We start from the raw sequence: 21,025 nt of genomic DNA, 5'->3' as shown, positions 1-21,025 counted from the left end.
TCATGTCACAAAAGCAGCCCCCTCCTCGTGTTATGTGCAAATCGCATAAACCAAAGGAGATGGGTTGTATTGATAAAGGATTTCACATGCGTTGTCGTAGGCGGAGGCTTTGCCGGCATACATGCCCTCAAAGCCATTCATAAAGGCTGCCAGAAAGGGCTGAACGGAAGAAAGCTAAGATTGTTCCTTATCGATCAAGGTTCCGCCCATGTGCGGAAAGTGCTTTTATTCCGCCCTGCCGTAAGTGGGGAAAGCATAACCGTCCCGTGGGAACAGGTCATGCCGGAAGGCACCCGCTTCATACAGGGCAGGGTGACTAACATTGACAAGGAGAGCAAGCTGCTGAGCTTGGAAGACGGCAGAGGGCAGGAGCATAGGATGGAGTATGATGTCCTTGTGATGGCGGTTGGAAGCGTCGTGCGCCAGGCAGCACCGGAACAAGGCGGCATATCGCTGACAGGCATGGAAGCGGCGGAACGTATCCGGGAACGCTGGCAGTCCAATCTTAGGCTTGCGGCAGCAGAAACGGATGCGCAGGAGAAGCAGCGGCTGATGAGTATTGCCGTAGCCGGTGCAGGCATTACCGGAATCGAGACGTCGGCCGAGCTGATTCACGCGATGCGGGCTGAGGCGGGTAAGCTCCGTTTAGACCCGGAACATATTCGGGTGCATCTGTTCAATGCTCAGGATCGCTTGTTCCTCGAAGGGCCTGCCAAAGTAGGGAAACGGCTTGAACGATATCTAACCGAGCTTGGCATCGTCCTTCATCAGGGGAGAAGAGCGCTTAAGGAGGAACAGGGGCAGCTTCATTTTCTTGAAGGAGCTCCTATCCCTGTCGGCCTTACGGTGTGGACGCTTGGTCTGGCTCCGAATCCCGCCCTGCTTAACCTGGGACTGCCCGTGACGGCGGACGGGCAGATCGTTGTGGATGAAAGCTACCGTGTCAAGGATGCGCCGGGAATATACGGCATTGGCGATTGCGCGCATGTGGTCGATCCGGCAAGCGGTGCTGCAGACCGGATGACATGCAAGGAAGCGATTCCGCAAGCGGCGCGGCTTGGCGGCATCGTGCAGGCGGATGTAACCGGAACCCCAGCCGCCAGGCACAGGAGCGTAAATGAAGGGTATACGGTTGGATTGGGACCCGGACACGGCCTGGTGTGGTCACGTGCCTGGGGAATGGATCTGATGATCACAGGAAAGCTGGCTTACAAGGTCAAATCGTTCATGTGGAATTATTCCAGCATGGTTCGTTAGATAAGGGACGATCCTGCTTGAAAGGATGAAAAGACGGTATGTTAGAGCTGTATGAACAGTATAAGGGTCTTCTGTTTCATCTGGCGTATCAAATGACCGGAACGGTTACGGATGCAGAGGATGCGGTACAGGATGTGTTCGTGAAGGTCCAAAGCCTTCCCATCGGACAAATACGGGAGCCCAAAGCCTATTTGTGCAAAATGGTGACGAATCGCTGTCTCGACGAGATCAAGTCAGCCAGAAATCGGAGAGAGCAGTATTTCGGTCCTTGGCTTCCCGAGCCGATTCCGGAATCCTATGGCGAGACCTATGAGACCGTCGAGAACCAAGAGCTGCTCTCTTATGCCATGCTGGTTCTGCTCGAACGGCTGTCTCCCTCGGAGCGGGCCGTATTCGTCCTGCGGGAAGCGCTGGGATTCGATTACCCGGAAATCGCCGGGCTGATCGATAAAACCGAGGCCAACTGCCGCAAGCTCATGAGCAGGGCAAGAGGAAAAATGGGGATCACGGAGGAAGACCTGATTGGCGTAGGGTCCGTTGAGGAGGAATGGGTAAACCGATTCTTCGCGGCCCTGTCCGAGGGAAACGCCGAACATGTCCTGTCCCTGCTGGCGGACGATGCCGTCCTTCTGTCCGACGGCGGCGGTAAAGTGATCGCGGCGGCAAGGCCGGTCGAAACCCGGGAGCGGGTTGCCCGTTTTCTTAGCGGCATTCTGCGCCAAGCACTGCTGGAGGATGGTGTTGCGCCGGAGATCGAGGTCAGGGAATTGAACCATCAAACCGGGGTTGTTTTCCGGCAAGCCGGGAACGTAACGGGCGTCGTTTTCTTCAATATCCGGAATGGATTGCTGCAGGAAATCTATATCGTGAGAAATCCGGATAAACTGACAGGGATTTAAGCCATTACAGTTTACATTGCGGTCGACCTTTTGAAGAGGGAGGCTGCTTTTTTTATTGGCAAGGGAAAGACGTTGAATGTCCCGGCGCTAAGCCTGCAGCTCGATTGCATGAGCTTTTTATGAAGGTCGCATGAAACTGGATTCGTATTCCATATTGCAGGGTAATTAGATGTCGGGTCCGCAAGCGGACCTGTTACCAAGGGAAACACTTGTCAGAGACTCATCTACTACATACCAGGAGGTTCCGATCATGGACAATTCAAATTCCAATTCGAATGTCAACAACAGCAACAACAAGACGAGCAAGGACCGACAGCTGGAACAATTTACGGTAGACAATGACGGGAAGAACTTGACCACGAACCAGGGGCTTACGGTCTCTGAGGATGAGCATTCGCTTAAGGCCGGCGAACGCGGTCCGACGTTAATGGAGGACTTCCATTTCAGAGAGAAAATGACGCATTTCGACCATGAGCGAATTCCTGAGCGCATTGTGCATGCCCGCGGTTTTGGAGCCCATGGTTATTTTCAGTTATATGAATCGATGAAAGATTATACCAAAGCCAAATTCCTGCAGGATCCTTCCGTCGTGACGCCCGTATTTGTCCGGTTCTCGACGGTGGCGGGTTCCAGGGGCTCAGCCGATACCGTGCGGGACGTGCGCGGTTTCGCAACTAAATTTTATACGGAAGAGGGCAACTATGATCTGGTTGGCAACAACATGCCTGTATTCTTCGTACAGGATGCGATGAAGTTTCCCGATTTCGTTCACGCGGTAAAACCCGAGCCCCATAACGAGATTCCGCAGGCGCAGTCCGCTCACGATACGTTCTGGGATTTTGTAGCTAACAACACGGAAAGCGCGCACATGGTGATGTGGGCGATGTCCGACCGTTCGCTTCCGCGAAGCTTCCGAATGATGGAGGGCTTCGGCGTGCATACCTTCCGTTTCGTGAACGAGGAAGGAAAGGCGCATTTTGTGAAATTCCACTGGAAACCCGTGCTGGGCACTCATTCTCTCGTGTGGGACGAAACGCAGAAGCTGGCAGGTAAGGATCCCGACTTTAACCGCCGCGACCTATGGGATGCCATCGACACGGGGAACTATCCGGAATTCGAATTTGGCGTTCAAATGATCGGGGAGGACGAGGAATTCAATTTTGATTTTGATATCCTCGATCCGACGAAGATATGGCCGGAAGAGATCATTCCGGTCAGAATCATCGGAAAAATGACGCTTAATCGCAATACGGATAATTTCTTTGCGGAGACGGAACAGATTGCATTCCATCCGGGTCATGTCGTGCCCGGCATCGATTTTACCAATGATCCGCTGCTGCAGGGACGTCTGTTCTCCTATACCGATACGCAGCTGTCCCGTCTGGGCGGGCCGAATTTCCATGAAATTCCGATTAATCGTCCGATTGCGCCGGTTCATAACAACCAACGGGACGGGATACACCGCATGACCATCAATAAGGGGCCGGTCAGCTATCATAAGAACGGCATTGCGGGCAACACGCCCAAGCCCGTTCCAGCCGAACGAGGCGGCTACGAGCATTATACCGAGAAGGTAGAGGGTCGCAAGGTGCAAGCCCGAAGCGACAGCTTCAAGGATCACTTCAGCCAGGCGGCTTTGTTCTGGAACAGCATGTCCGAGGTGGAGAAGCAGCATATCGTATCCGCATTCCAGTTCGAGCTTGGCAAAGTGCAGCGGAAGGAGATCCGCCAGCAGATCGTCGACCTGTTTGCAAATGTGGACAGCGAACTCGCGACAAGAATTTCGGAAGGGTTAGGAACCATTCCTCCCCAAACCAGCGGCTCCGCTTCCAAAGACTCCTCTCCGGCACTCAGCATGATGAACACCGTGAAGCTCCCGTTAACGCGCAAGGTAGCTGTGCTTGCAGGCAATGGATTCACGGACGAGCTTCCGTTCGTGCTTGCGCAGCTTCAGCAAGCCGGCATCATCACCGAAGTGGTTAGCCCGAAGCTTGGCGTCATTACAGGCAAATCCGGCGGAGAACTGGAAGTGAAACATTCGCTCCTGGGGGCGGATTCCGTGTTATTCGACGCGGTGCTTGTGGCGGGCGGGGCGCTAAGCGTGTCAGAGCTCCTGACGGAGCAGAAGGTGCTGGACTTCATCAAGGAAGCTTATCAGCATTTCAAACCGATCGCGGCCATCGCCGAAGGAATGAATCTGCTTCCGGCGGCGAGCGGTGAAGGGATCGTGGTCGCTCAAGAGAATGAGGATTCGAAGCTGTTCGGCCAAGCCTTCATTGATGCGATTGCGGCACATCGCCATTGGTCCCGAACCATCTAAGAGGAATTGCCCTTGAATATATAGATCAGCTGCGCTATAATTCCCCTTAATCAATGGCTCAAAGTGAAGGGGATTATGACATGAACAGCATCAAATCGAATCAACTTCATCATCACAAGCAGCGTTAGCACGCCTGTAAATCTACAGGGCGGGCTAACGCTGTTCGCGTTGGCCTCCCTGCCGCATACCAAGCGCGCGGGACCATGAGGTCCGGCGCGTTTTTTATTTTCTCGGGACGAAAGGATGAGCAGCGATGCAGAACGTAAAAGGGACATATGATTATTTTGGACAGGAACAGGCTGTAAGGAGAAAGGTGCAATCGACGCTACGCGAAGTGTTTGAATGTTACGATTTCGCGGAGATGGAGTCAACCATCCTGAATGAATTGGAGCTGCTGTCTTCCAAGTATGCTGGAGGAGAAGAAATACTCAAGGAGATGTATCATCTGACGGATCAGGGGGCGCGACAGCTGGGGTTGCGCTACGACCTGACGATACCGTTCGCCAAGGTGATCGCGCTGAACCCAGGCATCAGCCAGCCATTCAAGCGATATGAGATGGGGAAGGTATTTCGGGACGGCCCCGTCAAAAGGGGCAGATTGCGGGAGTTTCTGCAGTGCGACGTCGATGTGGTGGGGGTTGCGGGTCCGGAAGCGGAAGCGGAGCTGATGCAGCTCGCAGCCGAGGTGTTCCGAAGACTTGAAATTCCGATCGTCCTCAGGTGGAACAATCGTGGCTTTCTGGGTGAACTCCTGGGAGCTATGGGTGTACCGGCCGACCTAAGTTCATCCGTCATGTTGACACTGGATAAGCTGGACAAGATCGGGAGGGAAGGGGTTCGGAAAGAGCTCGCGGATAAGGTGATTGATCCGGAAATTTGCCGCAGCGTCCTGAGTTTCGTGGATCTCAAGGAACCGACGTTCGAGCAGATTACCAGAACATACAACCTGGAGCCGGGAGGGGCGCGCGCGAAGTTCAAATCCTGCAAAGCCTGCTGCAGCGTGTCGGTTTGCAGGACGTCTGCGTATTTGATCCGTTTCTTTCCCGGGGGTTGTCGTTTTACACGGGAACCGTTTACGAAATTTACGACGCGTCCCATGCTTTTCGATCAAGCCTGGGCGGCGGCGGCAGATATGACGCGATCATCGGGCAGCTTGTTGGACGGGAAGATATGGCATATCCGACGGTAGGGCTTTCGTTCGGCATGGAATCCATCATGGAGATGCTTCGGGACCGGGTGGTTGAAACGAACAGGCCACACGTTGTGGTCATCCCGATAGGAGAAGCTGTCCCGGAAGGATTGATGGCTGCTGCGGCACTTCGGAATCGCGGGATTCGTACCCGATTGGCTACCCAGCGGCGCAAATTGAAAAAGACCTTAGCCTCCGCTTCGGCGGAAGGCATCCCTTATGCCATTCTGATCGGCGAAGATGAAGCGGCGGCCGGCGTGCTTCGATTGAAGAACATGTCCGACGGCATGGAGCTTACATTAAAATTGAAGGAAGCGGAGGAGTTCATAAGCCGGAACTTGATGGCTTGATATGAAACGAAGTGCTTCTGTGATGTAACAAGGATGTGCAGTTTAAGGCTAACGGTTTAGGGGGAATGGAGCCGTTCTTTTTTGAATATAATGGATTTCTACTGAAAAGGTACTCGCGCTCGAAACGATCTCCAAGTAGAATAAACGTATTGGATTTTACAAGGGGGGAGCGGATCGCAATGCTGTACGAACAATTTTTCATGCTGCACCGGAAGCTTGCTGTTAACGCTCCAGTCCATACCGCTACGGAAGTGACGCTTGAGCAGATAGCCGACACGCTTTATTGCACGTCGCGTAACGCGAAGCTCGTTTTGCGCAAGCTCGAAGAGAAGGGCTGGATTCTGTGGAAAGCCGGACGCGGGCGAGGAAACCGGTCCAAGCTGACCTTTCAAGCGGATCAAGCAGAGCTGCTTCAGGAAGCGGCACAGCAGCTCGCGGAAAAAGGGGAATACAAGCAAGCCTTTGAGCTGCTTCGTACCTACGGACAAGGCATTCGGACCAACGACTCCTACGTGGAGTGGATGAATGGGCATTTTGGCTTTTGCAAGGAGATGAAGGAAGGGGAGGAAGAAGCCAGGGACTCGCTGCGGCTGCCGGTTTATCGGCTGATCGAAACCTTGGACCCCGCCGAGTGCTATTACAGTTTTCAAGCTCATATGATCCAGCAAATATTCGATCGATTGGTGGTATACGATAAAGCAAAGGATCAATACATGCCTGTGATTGCGCATCATTGGGAGAGCAGCGAGGATGGAACGAGCTGGACGTTTCATCTTCGTAAAGGGATTCTGTTCCATGACGGCAAGGAATTAACGGCCGAGGACGTGAAATTCACCGTGGAGCGCTTGGGTCAGGATCGACGGAATGCTTGGATCGTGCGTGAACTGCACAGCGTAGAGGCGGTGTCGCCCCGCGAGGTCCGTTTTATCCTGAATAAGCCGAATCGGATTTTCATCCGGTTTCTCAGTTCCATATGCATGTCCATCGTGCCTAAACATCTGCTGATTCAGGATGTAGAACAGTTCTGGAGGCTTCCTGTCGGAACGGGGCCCTTTCAGGTGGAGGAATGGACCGAGGAAAGGCTGACCATTCATGCGAATGCCCACTATTATCAAGGGCGGCCGCATTTGGACAGCATCCAAATCATTATGATGCCGGAAGATGCCGAGCACTGCAACGTCAGTTGGGAGCGGCTGCTGCAGGATTCGGAGCAATTCGGTCATGGCGGCGACCATCATGCTGTGGATATCATAGAATCCTCCGAAGGCTGCACGACTTTGATTACATGGAATATGAAAAAACAGGGGCCGTTTCAATCCGTCGAATTTCGCCGCGCATTCAATCTGATCCTGAACCGTTCGGAGATGATTCGGGAGCTGGGCGACAATCGTCTTTATCCGGCCAGAGGGTTCATTATGGATGAACAAGCGCCTTACCGCAAAGACCGTTATGATCCCGAGTTCGCCAAGTCGCTGTTGAGGCAGTCGGGTTACGCCGGTTCCCCCGTCATCATGGCAACGCTGGCCAATCATATCAAGGATGCCGAATGGATCCAGAATCAGTGTGCTTCCGTTGGGATTTCATTGATGATCCGGGAGATACGTATGGATACCATGCTGCATCCCGACGTGGTGAATAGTATGGACTGCATTTTGCACGGCCTAGTTCTTCCGGGCGAAGAAGTATGCATCATCGAGAATTACGAGCAGGAGGGCAGCATTGTCAAAGAGTTCCTGGATCCGTCCCTGCAGGATTGGGTAAAAGAATGCATCGATGACGCGCTTGCCAGAGAACGGTGCGAGGAGCGGTTGAGCATTTTATCGAACATCGAGGAGAGGCTGCGGGAGGAAGCGCATGTATCATTTCTGATTCATACGAGATTCTTCGCAAGTTTGCATCCTTCTTACAAGGGAGTCGTCATTAATAATCTGGGATGGCTGGATTTTAAGCAGATCTGGCGGGCGTGATTCCCGTAAAAAAGAGCAAGCGCGTACAACCGCGCTTGCTCTTTTGGCTTATAAGGATTTTGAATGGGTTTTTCGTGATCTCCGCTTTCGAAAGAACCCGTAAAGCTTATCGATAAGTCGACGATTCCTCGCATTTGACTCCGATTCACCAACGCCGATCTCATCATGAATAATGAATCTTCCTTGACGATCCAGTTCGTCCCAATGTGCTTGCCGATATTCATTTAGCTTCTCCAGCGTATATATATCGTTATTCATGGCAGCCTCCCTATCAGACATTCAGGATTTCGCGGTAACTTACGTAGAATGTCTTGATAGTCTCATTATGGAGGTCAACCGAGCTTGTAAAAAGTGTAAACCTCGGCAGCCGGATTTCCCCTTTTCATGAACGGAAGGACTACCGCAGGAACCAGATCACACTTTATATTCTTTATGAGCGATGGCGCTGTTCTCAATCTGGATGGTTGAATGCTCAATGTGGAATCGACTTTCCAGAAGATCAATCGCTTGTTGAAGGATCTCATAACCAGGCACGTCATCATTCACGACAAGATGGCAGCTCAAGGAGTCGAAATTGGACGTGATCGTCCAAATGTGGAGATCATGGATGCCCGTGACTCCCGGAATGGACAGCAGGGATTTCGTTACCTCATCAGGGTTAATCGCTGCAGGTGCACCCTCCATCAGGATATGAACGGTATTCTGTATAATTCTCCAGGCGCTTTTCAGGATCAGGATCGAAACCAGAATGGAAATCATAGGATCTGCAATATACCATCCAAATGCAATCATGAGAATCCCGGCGACAATAGCACCTACGGAGCCAAGCGCATCGCCGATGACATGGAGGTAGGCGCTTCGCAGGTTCACATTGTTCTTCACGTCGCCCATCCGCATCAAGGACCATGCACTCAAAAGATTAGCCAACAAGCCGATGGATGCAATGAGCATCATGCTGCCGCTGGCAACGGCCGGCGGGTCATCAAAGCGTTGAATCGCCTCCCAGACGATAAAGCCGGCGATGACAAACAGGGCGACGCCATTCAATAGTGCTGCCAGTATTTCGAAACGGTAAAAGCCGTAGGTCTTGTTCGGCGATGAGGGCCTTGCGGCAAACCATAAAGCGACCAGACTGAGCAGCAAAGCGCTGGCATCGCTTAGCATATGGCCGGAATCGGATAACAGGGCCAGACTGTTGGTAAGCAAGCCTCCCACAAATTCTAGAATCATAATGCCGAGCGTGATGATCAGGGCGATGGCAAGACCTTTCTTATTCCCTGAGCGGGCGTGATCATGGTGACTGTGGTCATGACCGTGCCGGTGGTTGTGATGGTGCATAATCGTAAACTCCCTTCAGATAAACCCTAAGAATGTTGAACGAATGATTCAAAAAGCCGATTGAATTTTAATATGAACATATGCTCATATACAATGTTATTTCAGACCTCTCCTGTTGTCAAGTTTTTCCGAAAAATTAGGTCATCAAAATTATTTTTCACTTGCTCATTTATCTAGTATGCTTAAAGGGTGGTTCATTCAATGTAAAGAGATTAGGCTCAAAATCGATGGAACAAGGGGAGTTATTGCGACATGGGAGAACAGCGAAAATCGCTTGGCGAGGCTTACGGCGAAACAGCATACCCATTGATTGGCCATAGCCGCAGGAATGTTGAAGTGCTGCTCGAGGCATTTCGCAGCGCGGATGGGTCGCAGATGGGGGATACATACGGCAAGGGCGCCATCATCGAAGAGTTTCAGACGCGAATGGCAGAGGTTCTGGGTAAGGAATCGGCGGTATTCTTTCCCAGCGGAACGATGGCGCAGCAGATTGCTTTGCGGATCTGGTGCGATGATGCGGATCTGAAGCGAGTGGCGTATCACCCGCTTTGCCATTTGGAGATTCACGAGGAGGACGGGCTTAAAGAGCTGCATCAAATCGAGCCGATTCTGCTTGGCGATCAGGAGCGTTTGATTACGCTTGAGGACGTGCAGCGTTTGGATCGTGACATTGCATGTCTGCTTCTGGAATTGCCGCAGCGTGAAATCGGAGGGCAGCTGCCTGATTACGCGGAGTTGGAGGCCATTTCGGCCTATTGCCGTACTCAAGGCATCAAGCTGCATCTGGACGGGGCAAGATTGTTCGAGATTACACCGTATTATCAGAAAACGGCTGCAGAAATCTGTGCTCTTTTTGACAGCGTGTATGTATCTTTCTATAAAGGCATCGGCGGGATTGCCGGCGCCATTCTGGCCGGCGGGACAGATTTCACGGCAAAGTCCAAAGTGTGGAAGAGACGGCATGGCGGCGATCTGGTCAGTCTTTACCCGTATATTATCAGCTCAGATTATTATTATGCGGAAAGAATAGGCAGCATGGGCCGGTATTACGAAGAAGCCAAAGAGCTAGCAGCGATGTTCGGCCAGTGCCGAGGCGTGAAGACGAAGCCTGCCGTGCCCGTATCGAATATGTTCCATGTGTACTTTGAAATGGACAAGGAACAGCTGGAACCGATCCTGATTGATGTGTACCGTGCGACGGGGGTCGGATTGGTCGCTTATCTGAACGAGGCAGGGGAAGATCAGTGTTATTCGGAAGTCAACATCGGGGAGAGGTACGGCAAGACGCCAAAAGAGAGCATTCACGAAGCCTTCCGAATGTTGAACGAAAAATTGCAGGAAGCTGCAGGCATATAACAACAAAAAGGACCTGATTCAGGTCCTTTTTACGTGGCGCATTCAGCTTATCAGCCCCATATAGACCAGTTCCGATGGATTGGCTGGATGCTGAGCGAGGCCGATGGTATCACCGGCTCTCGGAATTTGCAGTTTCGATACGAGCGTTTCCAGCGTTTTGGTATATTGCTTTCCTCCGTTCTCGGTGACATCCAGTTCTAGGATGACGACGGGATCGAAATTGATCAGCTTTCCGGTATCCCGTATGGATCGTACGTTGGCGGTCGCCGTTAACGAAAGGGCGCCTGTCGCTGCCATCTGTGCCTGTTTCGCTTGCTCCAGACTTTGATTGATGGCGTGTCGATGTTCTTTCGGCACTAAACCCTTCATCATCATACCCGTCAAACCTTTGTTCATCATTTGATCTGCTTTCTCCAGCGCATCCTGCGGACTTTTCTTTTTGCTAAACCATCCCATAATCGAGCACCTCGCTTAGATGAATTATTTATAATTCAATGTTAGCCTCGGTGAGCTGTGGCGACAATGGTTTCGCAAGGAAACAAAACTTCGGGCAATATGATGGAATGAACCTCATCGTTTCGGAAAAACTTTTGCGGTATTCATAGGGTTCAATCAGGTTGATTCGGTTGCAAAGCCAATGAACGGTAAGTCATGATGAAAGTTTTGCGAATGAAGTTGGTCGTTTCGACCTTCTAACGCATGAATTATTTGTTTCGAAGCAGGTAGACCAGCTTTTTATAATAGACGGTCGACTCCTTGTATTTCCTTGATTCCTCCGATACGGCCGCCAATGCTTCATATAAGGATTCTAGTCGCATGGTGAGCTGAGCGGATTCGTAATACGGCAGGCATTTCAGGGCATACTCCATAAATTCTTCATGGTGTCCATGAGCCAAGGCGAGCTGGCATTGATAAAAAAATGCGGACATCTCTTGATCCGTTGTCAGCTCCAACGATTGGAGCTCTTGCATGTACTGGGTTAATAGCCCCCATTGCTTTTGAGCCGCAGCCGACTCGCAGCGGTAAATCAATAGGATCGGACGGAATTGCTCCCGTACCTCCGCCGATTCCCGTTCGAGAAGTTCCGCAAAGCGCCGGATTTCTTCCTCCGCTTTTTCATGCTCTCCCTGCATCGTCAGCATGATGATCCGGTTGTTCATGATGGTGGATAACATATTCCCCTGGTTTACCGCATACACCAGATTGGCTTCCGCCATCGACAGGGTGACTAGCGCTTCCTGATACAATCCCATCGAGTAACAATAACCGCTGTAAGCGATGTACAGATCGGTCAAGCGGTGAAATAGCCGTTCTTCATAAACCCGTCGCATCGTTCCTTCAAACACCTGCTTGGCCTGGTCGTATAACTTCAAAAAAATGCTGGCCTCCATCTTGAAGTTTTGCGTGGTCAGCCATAAATCGGTCCCTTCCCGCACATATTCGCTTAACCGGTTCGCGTGGCTTAAAGCCTCATGATAACGGTTCTTGGACCGGTAGAATTGGATTTTGTAGAAAAGCATCGCTTTCTTCGCAGGCAGCGGGAGCTCGGCTTCATCGGGGCGCCCATACTTCTCGAGGTAAAAATTCAGATAGTTCTGGTGCAGGTAATCATGGGATACCGCATCATTCACTTGTTGGTAATAAACGGCTTTCATCAAAGCTACGGTGAGCTCCACCGTTAAACAGTCATGACGATCCGGAAGATCGTGGATACGCTCTTCTGATAGAAGCGAAGCCGCTTGGGAAAGCTCTTCAAAAATGCAATTTGCGGTCTCCAGCGTATCTTGATCGGTGTTACCTGCCTTCACCAAGTAGGAAGGAGACACTTGAAGGCGCTGCGCCAGATGCCCGGCAAGGTCTTCGGGCAATGGATATCGTTCGGCAAGGATGTTCGCAAAGTGGGCAGTGGTCACGAATCCTTCAACCAGCTCTTTGCGGGATATTCCTTTCTTCTTGCACAAGTAGTCAATACGTTCTTTTAGCACGGTACAGGCTCCTTAATCATTGAATGGTTGGGAAGAGTATACCATGCTCGGTGTCCGCCGGCCGGAATGAACGTTTAAAAGAGGAGAAAGGTCCTAGTATTAAGATTCTGAAATAAAACGTGCTTTAGCCTCAGCCAGGGGATTAGCGGGATTTCCGGCCCGAAACGATCAATCGGTGCTTGGCAGGAAGAGTGTATGCGGGTGCGTAAAAGAGGGGAAATATCTAATGGTTGTTGGTGACCATGATTTGAGTTTTGGAGCCGATTAAGGCCATGAGAAACGTTAGCGCAGCAATGTTCTAAACAGGTCCGCGCGTTTAAGGTTAACCTGTGGTCAAGCACCGATTTCTAGGCTGAACCGCAAATCCTCCAGCTATACTCTTGTTATTCGCAAGCTGATGTTTTATATTGACATAAGAGTAGGTCAAAAAAAGAGGTGAACGGACGAGATGACTCCACGGACGAAGGAACAAAACGAAGAGATCCGGCTGCGGCGTCTGGCGCAAATCCGTAAAGCCGCTGCCGATGTGTTTTTGAATAAAGGGCCTTTACTGGAAATCCGCGATGTGGCTGCGCAGGCGGAACTCGGCTATGGAACGGTATACCATTATTACAGCAATAAGGGCGATTTGCTTCACGATCTGCTGTGGGACGCATTGGAGCGGGCCGGGGAATGGCTGGAGGTCCCGCTGAATGCCCCTCCGAAGGTCTCGCCGGATGCTCAACGGGACGCCCCGCCGGAGATCCCGCGCGCATCTGCTTCGGGAGAGGCGCCTGTGGGCTGGCCTTTCGGCTTGGCTGGGGCGGCTGACATCGGCAATTCGGCTGCCGCGGATTCCCGCAGCGCAAGCCTCGAAACGGCTGCTGCCGCTGAGCTTGGCCCCGTCGCCGCCGCCGGCGTCCGGCTGCTGCAGCTTTGGGCGGAGGATCACGCCCTATTCCTGCTGCATAAGCTGGCCGGTGAGGGCTTTGCCGCGCTGCCTGAAGCGCGCTCGGCCCCGCTTACGACCGCCTTTCGCCAAGAGGTGCTTGCGCCGCTTGCCGCGCTGCTGGAAACCGGGCGGGCGGCGAACGAGGCTGCCGCTTCCGGCGCAAACGCGGCGGAGCCGCCGTATCGGCTGCAGCGCGCGGAAATGCTGCTGGCCGCCTTGGTCGGCTGCGCCTCGCTCTCGCTTCGCCGCGGAAAGCTGCACGAGGAGGCCAGGGATATCGTGCGGTTTTTAAAACTATAGAGCTGATAAGGAGCGAATAAACATAGATGATCATTTTAAAATCACCTAAGGAAATCGAAGAGATGAAGCCGGCGAGCCAAATCGTTGCGGACTGCTACCGCGAGGTGGCCAAACTGATCGAGCCCGGGATCACCACCCGGGAGATCAATGACTTTGTTGCCAGACACATCACCAAGCTGGGCGGCAAGCAGTTTACGAAAGGGTACAACGGTTTCCCCGCCGAAACCTGCACATCGGTCAACGATGTGGTGGCCCACGGCATTCCTTCGAACCGGGCGCTGATGGATGGGGACCTGCTGAAGCTCGACATCGTCGTGGAATACGGCGGCTGGTTCGGCGATTCGTGCTGGTGCTATCCAGTGGGCAATATCCGGCCGGAGGCGCGAAACATAATGAAGGTGGCAAAGGAATGCCTGGATCTGGGGATCGCCCGGGCACTCCCCGGGGGCCGGCTTGGCGATATAACGTCGGCGATTCAACAGCATGCGGAAGCGAACGGGTTCTCGGTCGTGCGCGATCTGCTGGCGCACGGGATCGGACGGAGCCTGCACGAGGAGCCGAACTACGAGCATGTCGGCGTAGCCGGCAAAGGCATTCGGTTAAAGGAAGGCATGGTGTTTACGATTGAACCGATGATCAACGAAGGTACGTTCCGCATCACGATCGACGACGATCTGTGGACGGCGAGAACGGCCGACGGCAAGCTGTCGGCGCAATATGAGCATACGATCGCTATCACGAAGGATGGACCGCTGATTTTAACGGCCCAGTAAGCTTTTTTACATTCGTTTGTCTACTAGGTTGCTGGGTAGGTGTGGGATCGGGAGAACTCGTCATCTCGTTATTCGAACCTGACACAAAGGAAATCGAATTTGTTACAATAGAGGGAAGCGAACGAACTTTGTATCATCCAATCGGGCGAGGTGAAAATGATGATGGCTCACGTTAGGAGCACGACCGTTCAAGTGGTTAAATCAGGCTCCGGGCAAAGCTGCACGGAAATAACGGGCAGAGAAATTGTTCGGAGCCTACTTCCAACATGAATTAGCCGCTGTTATATTTGTGCAGGCTTTGCTCACTATTTACACGATTCCATGTAGATAGGGGCAAGGGGTATGAAATACGAAAAAGCACAACATATTTTGCCGGAACACGTAATCAAAACCATTCAGCAGTATATTGATGGAAGTTATATTTATATTCCCAGAAAGTCGGAGAACCGCAAGGGCTGGGGAGAACAAACCGGAGCCAAGCGAGATCTGGACGAGCGGAATCGGAACATTTTCAAGTGTCATATGAAGGGTGATTCCATTCGTACCTTGTCTGAACGTTATTATTTAACGGAGCAATCGATACGAAGAATTATTCGGGCCGAACGAAGGAAAAGTTAGAATGCAGCGATATTTGAAGGATCGGTGGCGATCTTCAGATATCGCTTTTTTATGGGTGTTTGATCCTGTTTAAGGCAGAAACAAACATAAACTTGAGAACCACGCATGAAGAAAGTAAGTTTAGGAGAGATATTCTAGACGAAGGAAGTGCTATAACGGTGATGACGCAAAACATTTATGATGATGAAGGATTCTTTCAGGGTTACAGCCAATTAAGTCGTTCCGTTCATGGCTTGGACGGCGCTCCCGAGTGGGAAACGCTGCGATCGATGCTGCCGGATCTGAGCGGTGCCAGCGTTCTTGATTTAGGCTGCGGGTTCGGCTGGTTCAGCCGATGGGCGAGGGAGCATGGCGGCGCCGAGAAAGTGATAGGAGTTGACGTGTCCGAGAATATGCTGGAACGGGGGAAGGCCGAAACGCAGGACTCCAACATTAGCTATATCAAAGCGGATCTGGAGACGTTGGAGCTGGATTCTGAAAAGTATGATCTGGTGTATAGCTCGCTCGCTTTTCATTATATTGAAAACTTGCAGGGCCTCTTAAAGGAAGTGCACCGTTCACTTAAGCCCGGCGGAAGCCTGGTATGCTCCGTCGAGCATCCGATATACACGGCTTCAAGCCGTCCCGAATGGATTCAGCATCCCAGCGGGCATCAAACTTGGCCGGTTGATCATTACCAGCAAGAAGGACCGCGTACAACGAATTGGCTTGCCGAAGGCGTAATTAAGCAGCACCGGACGATGGGCACCTATCTCAATATGTTGATCGGGCTTGGCTTTACCATAACTCATGTTGAGGACTGGGGTCCTTCTGAGGCACAATTGGCGGCACATCCCGAATGGGAGGAAGAAGGTCACCGTCCGATGTTTATGCTGATGTCGGCCAGAAAGTAGCAGAGACCGAGTTTTTTGCTTAGCAACAGGGTTATTTGTGGTAAAAATCGGGCAGCGGCCGGGACATTCGTCTTGGCCGTTTTGATTTCATGCATCAATTGCTTCGGAATGATTTACCAAGTTAAGGAAAAGCATTAAAATAGAGGCTGACGGTACTCACCATACCAATACATAACAGCGAGGTAGCCCTATGGACATTACATTGAAAGTTTTGGATAACGCAGACCTTAAACGTATTTGGAAAGATGCATTTGAACAGCAAAAAATACAACGCTCGGATGAGTATTATGATCGTTGTGAATTTGAAAACCAAATCGGCATACGCATCACGTTGTTGGCTTTTGTACAGGGTGAGCTGGCCGGCGTATCGCATTTGAAATATGAGTCGGCTTATCCGTATTTTCGGGATCAGAACATTCCGGAAATCAATGATCTGAACGTGTTTCCCGAGTATCGAAAAAACGGGATCGCCAATCGGATCATAGAAGAATTCGAGATCATCGTGAGCAAGAAACTGCCGCGTATCGGCATCGGGGTGGGATTATACAGGGACTATGGAGCGGCTCAAAGAATCTATGTACGGCGCGGTTATATTCCGGACGGCAACGGGATCATGTACAACAACGAACCTGTGGTGCCGGGCGACATGGTATGCGCGGATGATGATCTGAATTTGTATTTGATTAAAGAGCTGATTTCATAAAGCGGCCTGCCGCATATCGGTTACAGTTGAATGCGTGCAAGGAGAGTGGATATGAACTTCATCATTCGATTAAATATGGCGGCTGCTTTGTATGCGCTGTTTCCTTTTGCCGGGATTGAACTGATGGTCAACGTGTACCGGATTGGCAGATTGACAGGGTGGGACCTGGATCACGTGAATGCGCTGACCTTAGTCTATTGCGTTGCTGGATTCATTCTGTCGGGTTGGGGGGTTCCGAAGCTGGTCCGATATTGGTTAAACGGTCGCAAAGCAAGTTTTTTTGCTCTAATTTTATGGATTCCCTATTTCATGATGCTGGTTTACATTACGGCTGCATGGTTCCCGATCACGAATCCGGTCGACAAACCCAGCCCTGTAACAGGACTCATTGCCATAGCGGGATTGGCGCTTTACCCATTCTACTTAGCGATTCTTCATCTGTTTGGCATTGCGTCAATTTCTGTGGATCCGGGAGAAGATCCGGTCACATGAGCGATCCGGGATATACGGGAAATGAAGGATAAGCAGTTTAGTCGTTATGAAGAGGGCTAGAACAGGAGATAAGGAGATAGAACCATGAGTACAGGGTTTTCCCATTGCCTGCAAATCTTTCCGACATCTGATATCAAGAGGACAAGTCAGTTTTATGAAGAAATCGGGTTCCGTGCCGTGAACTATCTTGATGCAGACGAACCGCATGTGTGCTTATACAGGGATTCCATTGAAATCGTATTAACGATGACAGACGTGGAGGTCGTGCCGAATCGAATCCGTTACGGTTACGGGTACGATGCCTATTTTGTTGCGTATGGACTACAAGAGATCGAGCAGGAGCTCATGGAATTGAACGTGAAGATTGTCAGACCGTTAACCATAACGGATTATAACAATTATGAGCTTGTGTTTGAGGATGTGGACGGGCGCTGGATCGCCGTTGGCAACAAACAATAATCACTGAAGGATGTAAGTGAGGGACTGCATATGGTTGAAATTCTAGTCGTCAGACATGGACAGTCGGAAGCGGATATTTTGAATCGGTGTGAAGGATGGGCGGATTATGCTTTAACAGACCTCGGTCAACAGCAAGCACGACTGCTGGCGGATTGGATTCATCATGCATATGCGTTGGATGCGATTTTTTCCAGCACGCTTCAGCGGGCAAAGCAGACCGCTATCATGATCGCTAAAACGACAAAAGTACCCGTTACCTATGATCCTGATTTGATGGAGCAAAATAATGGGGTTATCGCGGGTATGTTAAGGGAAGAGGCATTGATAAAGTACCCTCTGCCCCTGGGCGGAAGGAAGCGGCATGATGCCATTAAAGGCGGAGAATCTGAAGTGCAGCTCAGAGCAAGGGCCGAGCAATTCATGTCCAAGCTGTTTACTACCTTCGATAACGAACCCGAGTTGAAAAGCGTCTGCATTGTTTCTCACGGCGGGATGATCTCGATGTTATTTCGGAGCTTCTTGAATCTTCCTTATCATACCGACATTCATGTGCCGACAGGAGATACGGGTCTTCATCTGTGGAAATATGACCCGGCAAGCGGGAGAAAGGTTATTGCGGCTACGAATTTGCAGGAGCATCTGAACGTAGAACAATGAGCTCGGTTGATTACAATGCCTATATTGTATATTCCAAAATGATGATGAATCGGAACCTTAGGAAGGTTAATGGATTTATGAAATCTAGGAACATTTATATGAATTCTATCGTGTGACCAATTAGTCCCGTTTCAGCGTTGATGCTGTTTCGGGATTTTTTATAGGTTTTTAACAAAGTTCTACATCATCTTAAATATTATTCACAGTTCAGAGAAACTTTTTTACCAAAATTTACGTCTAATAGTATGACCTCATTAAAATATCAAAAAGGATTAGAAGGAGTTATGGAATGAAACTGAAGAAACGATCATTGCTAACCGTATTGGCTGTTGCCCAATTGGCCGCAGCTTATCCGGCGAGCGCGGATGCCAATGCCGCAGACCAAACGCAACCGTCAGTCACCCAAGAAGTGTATGAGCAAAATTCAGCGGCAACGAAATCACTAAAATCCGGGGGTACAAACGCTTCAGGCGCTGCTCAAGAGACATCCGATACGACAGAGACAGAAGGAACTCAAGCGCCGGATGAAGCAGGAACCACTGAAACAGGTACAACCGAAACAGGAACGACCGAAGTGCCGGTGGAGGAGTCCGGTGAAGTCCAAGATCCGGGAACGACTACGGTAGGGCAGGATAACCAGAATAACACGCCATCCGTGACGGGCAAGGAACTTATTCTTTATTTTAATAGCACGAAGATGGTTCAAGACGGCGTTACCTACAATGCACCGCAGCCGATGCAAGTCAAGAAGGGAGTATCCTATGTTCCCATCCGTGCCCTTGTGGATCGTGTAGGCTTCAAGGTCACTTACGATAAGAAGACCAAAGAAACGATTATCACTAAAGGAAGCAATGAGCTCCGCTTCAAAACGGACAGCAGCAAGTATACCGTCAACGGCGTAACCAAAACTATGAAAGGCACCTCTTACCAAACCAAGAGCACCTTCATGGTTCCGCTGACAGCCATCACGCAAGCGCTGGACATTCAATATAAAGTGGACAATGTTGGCAAGCGCGTCATCATGAGTCTGGAAAGCAAGCCGGTTGCCAAGTTTACGGTAGGACCTAAAGAGATCTTTGCAGGGCAGACTACAGTTACCTATACACCTCAGGTTGAGAATGTACAAGGTGAAATCATCGATGAGCGTTGGGAAGGCAAGCAAGATATATTTGATGCGCCAGGTCAATACATAGTCACTTACTCGGTTCAGGATTCGACGGGAGCTTGGAGTGAACCATACAGCCAAACGATTACGGTCGTTCAGCCGAACCTTCCGCCTGTAGCCATGTTCGAAACCGACAAGATGGAATATAAAATGGGCGAGCTGATCACCTATACGGATCAAAGCTACGACGACCAGGACAAGAACGAGGACCTGACGTACAAGTGGGAGAACAAAGAGTATGCCTTCTTCTCGCCTGGCGTGTATACCATCAAGTTGACCGTCACCGATAAGAAGGGACTTAGCTCCTCCTACGAGACGACCATCAACGTAACGAACGAGACGTTGTATGAGCAAGACGACTTCAATATGCTGTTCATTCCGGAAGGAGAGAAATTCTCGTTCCTCGGCAATGTCACTTCGCGTCCGAAGATCAATTATGATTTTTACGACGAGCCAAGCACGCTGATCCGCAGTAACAGCCCGGAAACCGTAAACAGCGAGGGCATCGTGTATCAAGAGACAGCGGTAGGCGACATGCGCTTCATGATTCACCACGTGAACAATCTGAACAAAAACGTGAAGATGTACGTGATTGCAACTAACAAGAACAGTACTCCGGTAACGCTCAGACAAGATTACCTGGGATTTGCAGGTCCATCGCCGATCGCGACGGCAGCAGGCAAAAAGTCCGTGCTGAATTATTTCCAATCCATGCAGGACGATTCGAAGCGAACTTCCGTAACGCTTGCACCTGGCGAACAGAAGCTGGTCATGACGGAGCTGAGCGAGATTCGAATGAAGCAGGGGCATGTCATTTCCCTGTACTCGGATATGTATAGCGACCTGCCGATCCAGTTCGACGTCGTAATGATTGACGAAAAATCCGATCCGTTGAAGGTGCTGAGCACGCTGCCGATCCTGGATCGCGATGGCGTTCATAACCGCGGCACCTATCCGGATTCGACGCGGATCATTCGTTATTCCGAGCTGGTGGGGGCAGAATCCCAGCGTCTCGTTCTTGGAGACAACCAGGATGACCCTAACCTGCAAGGCATGGATCCTATGGTTGGAGATATTACGCACAATACCGGCAACTTCGGGGTCCTGTATAAAATCACGCTGGATCGCGTAGCGCCGAATACCCTGATCTCGTTTAACCCGCGGGGCGGCAAGTACTCGGGTTATGCCATGATGAACGGAACGATCGTACCGATTTATTCCTTGGGCCAGGTATCCCCAGGAGAGCAAGCGGTTCTCTACCGTACGGGCGATTTTGAGCAAAAGGTTGAAATCATGCTGACGGCTGCGCCGGGAAGCAATTTGCCGGTAAACCTGCTGTTTACCCAATTGCCGGAAGTGATTCATTAAGATTG

General features: G+C 51.0%; 18 protein-coding genes and 2 pseudogenes. 17 read left to right on the top strand and 3 right to left on the bottom strand.

The window, feature by feature from the left end; genetic code table 11:
- The first annotated feature begins 69 nt into the window (after positions 1–69).
- The 7 genes and pseudogenes from RB297_RS06765 (at position 70) to RB297_RS06735 (ending at position 7,982) form a co-directional block, all read left to right on the top strand.
- Positions 70–1,257 (top strand): NAD(P)/FAD-dependent oxidoreductase, encoded by a 1,188-nt coding sequence (locus RB297_RS06765; protein ID WP_375120109.1) that lies wholly within the window; start codon positions 70–72, stop codon positions 1,255–1,257.
- Between the two features lie 38 nt (positions 1,258–1,295).
- A complete protein-coding gene (locus RB297_RS06760; RefSeq protein WP_375120108.1) occupies positions 1,296–2,156 on the top strand; it encodes an RNA polymerase sigma-70 factor in 861 nt (286 codons plus the stop codon).
- 250 nt (positions 2,157–2,406) lie between these two features.
- Positions 2,407–4,476 (top strand): catalase, encoded by a 2,070-nt coding sequence (locus tag RB297_RS06755; protein ID WP_375120107.1) that lies wholly within the window; start codon positions 2,407–2,409, stop codon positions 4,474–4,476.
- A gap of 253 nt (positions 4,477–4,729) precedes the next feature.
- Positions 4,730–5,332 (top strand): annotated as a pseudogene (locus RB297_RS06750) (ATP phosphoribosyltransferase regulatory subunit); the annotation flags it as partial.
- Between the two features lie 20 nt (positions 5,333–5,352).
- A pseudogene (locus RB297_RS06745) lies at positions 5,353–5,628 on the top strand (ATP phosphoribosyltransferase regulatory subunit); the annotation flags it as partial.
- An 18-nt stretch (positions 5,629–5,646) separates the two neighbouring features.
- Positions 5,647–6,015, top strand: coding sequence for a His/Gly/Thr/Pro-type tRNA ligase C-terminal domain-containing protein (locus RB297_RS06740; protein ID WP_375120579.1), 369 nt, complete (start codon positions 5,647–5,649; stop codon positions 6,013–6,015).
- 179 nt (positions 6,016–6,194) lie between these two features.
- The gene (locus RB297_RS06735; protein ID WP_375120106.1) at positions 6,195–7,982 is read left to right on the top strand and encodes an ABC transporter substrate-binding protein; all 1,788 of its coding nucleotides are present in this window, start codon (positions 6,195–6,197) and stop codon (positions 7,980–7,982) included.
- 414 nt (positions 7,983–8,396) lie between these two features.
- On the opposite strand, the gene RB297_RS06730 is transcribed toward RB297_RS06735, so the two are convergent.
- Positions 8,397–9,320, bottom strand: coding sequence for a cation diffusion facilitator family transporter (locus RB297_RS06730; RefSeq protein WP_277746158.1), 924 nt, complete (start codon positions 9,318–9,320; stop codon positions 8,397–8,399).
- 252 nt (positions 9,321–9,572) lie between these two features.
- On the opposite strand from RB297_RS06730, the gene RB297_RS06725 reads away from it, so the two are divergent.
- Positions 9,573–10,676 carry a threonine aldolase family protein gene (locus tag RB297_RS06725; protein ID WP_375120105.1) on the top strand — a complete coding sequence of 368 codons (1,104 nt, stop codon included), beginning with the start codon at positions 9,573–9,575 and terminating at the stop codon, positions 10,674–10,676.
- A 42-nt stretch (positions 10,677–10,718) separates the two neighbouring features.
- Here the strand turns inward: RB297_RS06725 and RB297_RS06720 are convergent, their stop codons facing one another.
- Positions 10,719–11,132 (bottom strand): hypothetical protein, encoded by a 414-nt coding sequence (locus tag RB297_RS06720; protein ID WP_096774143.1) that lies wholly within the window; start codon positions 11,130–11,132, stop codon positions 10,719–10,721.
- Positions 11,133–11,380: 248 nt separating this feature from the next.
- Entirely contained in the window at positions 11,381–12,661 is a 1,281-nt protein-coding gene (locus RB297_RS06715) for an XRE family transcriptional regulator (RefSeq protein WP_375120104.1), read from the bottom strand.
- A 448-nt stretch (positions 12,662–13,109) separates the two neighbouring features.
- Here RB297_RS06715 and RB297_RS06710 point away from each other — a divergent pair, with 448 nt between their 5' ends.
- The 9 genes from RB297_RS06710 to RB297_RS06670 all read left to right on the top strand — a co-directional run bounded on the left by RB297_RS06710 (position 13,110) and on the right by RB297_RS06670 (position 21,020).
- Positions 13,110–13,892 carry a TetR/AcrR family transcriptional regulator gene (locus tag RB297_RS06710; protein ID WP_375120103.1) on the top strand — a complete coding sequence of 261 codons (783 nt, stop codon included), beginning with the start codon at positions 13,110–13,112 and terminating at the stop codon, positions 13,890–13,892.
- A gap of 26 nt (positions 13,893–13,918) precedes the next feature.
- A complete protein-coding gene (gene map / locus RB297_RS06705; RefSeq protein WP_375120102.1) occupies positions 13,919–14,665 on the top strand; it encodes a type I methionyl aminopeptidase in 747 nt (248 codons plus the stop codon).
- A gap of 342 nt (positions 14,666–15,007) precedes the next feature.
- Positions 15,008–15,283: a CD3324 family protein gene (locus RB297_RS06700; RefSeq protein ID WP_015735839.1), complete on the top strand. Its 276-nt coding sequence runs from the start codon at positions 15,008–15,010 to the stop codon at positions 15,281–15,283.
- A gap of 161 nt (positions 15,284–15,444) precedes the next feature.
- Positions 15,445–16,176, top strand: a complete 732-nt coding sequence (locus tag RB297_RS06695) for a class I SAM-dependent methyltransferase (RefSeq protein WP_192572615.1) — start codon at positions 15,445–15,447, stop codon at positions 16,174–16,176.
- Positions 16,177–16,366: 190 nt separating this feature from the next.
- Positions 16,367–16,879 carry a GNAT family N-acetyltransferase gene (locus RB297_RS06690; protein WP_096774138.1) on the top strand — a complete coding sequence of 171 codons (513 nt, stop codon included), beginning with the start codon at positions 16,367–16,369 and terminating at the stop codon, positions 16,877–16,879.
- Positions 16,880–16,930: 51 nt separating this feature from the next.
- Entirely contained in the window at positions 16,931–17,371 is a 441-nt protein-coding gene (locus tag RB297_RS06685; RefSeq protein WP_096774137.1) for a hypothetical protein, read from the top strand.
- Between the two features lie 84 nt (positions 17,372–17,455).
- Positions 17,456–17,830 carry a VOC family protein gene (locus tag RB297_RS06680; RefSeq protein ID WP_096774136.1) on the top strand — a complete coding sequence of 125 codons (375 nt, stop codon included), beginning with the start codon at positions 17,456–17,458 and terminating at the stop codon, positions 17,828–17,830.
- A 30-nt stretch (positions 17,831–17,860) separates the two neighbouring features.
- Positions 17,861–18,487: a histidine phosphatase family protein gene (locus RB297_RS06675; protein WP_375120101.1), complete on the top strand. Its 627-nt coding sequence runs from the start codon at positions 17,861–17,863 to the stop codon at positions 18,485–18,487.
- Positions 18,488–18,776: 289 nt separating this feature from the next.
- On the top strand, positions 18,777–21,020 hold the full coding sequence (locus RB297_RS06670; RefSeq protein ID WP_192571561.1) for a stalk domain-containing protein: 2,244 nt from the start codon (positions 18,777–18,779) through the stop codon (positions 21,018–21,020).
- The last annotated feature ends 5 nt before the right edge of the window (positions 21,021–21,025 follow it).

This window comes from Paenibacillus sp. CR_12, from assembly GCF_041953985.1.
Taxonomy (GTDB): Bacteria; Bacillota; Bacilli; order Paenibacillales; family Paenibacillaceae; genus Paenibacillus_AQ; species Paenibacillus_AQ lautus_A.
The sequence above is the reverse complement of the archived record's forward strand: the minus strand, read 5'-3'. Positions and strand labels throughout refer to the sequence as shown.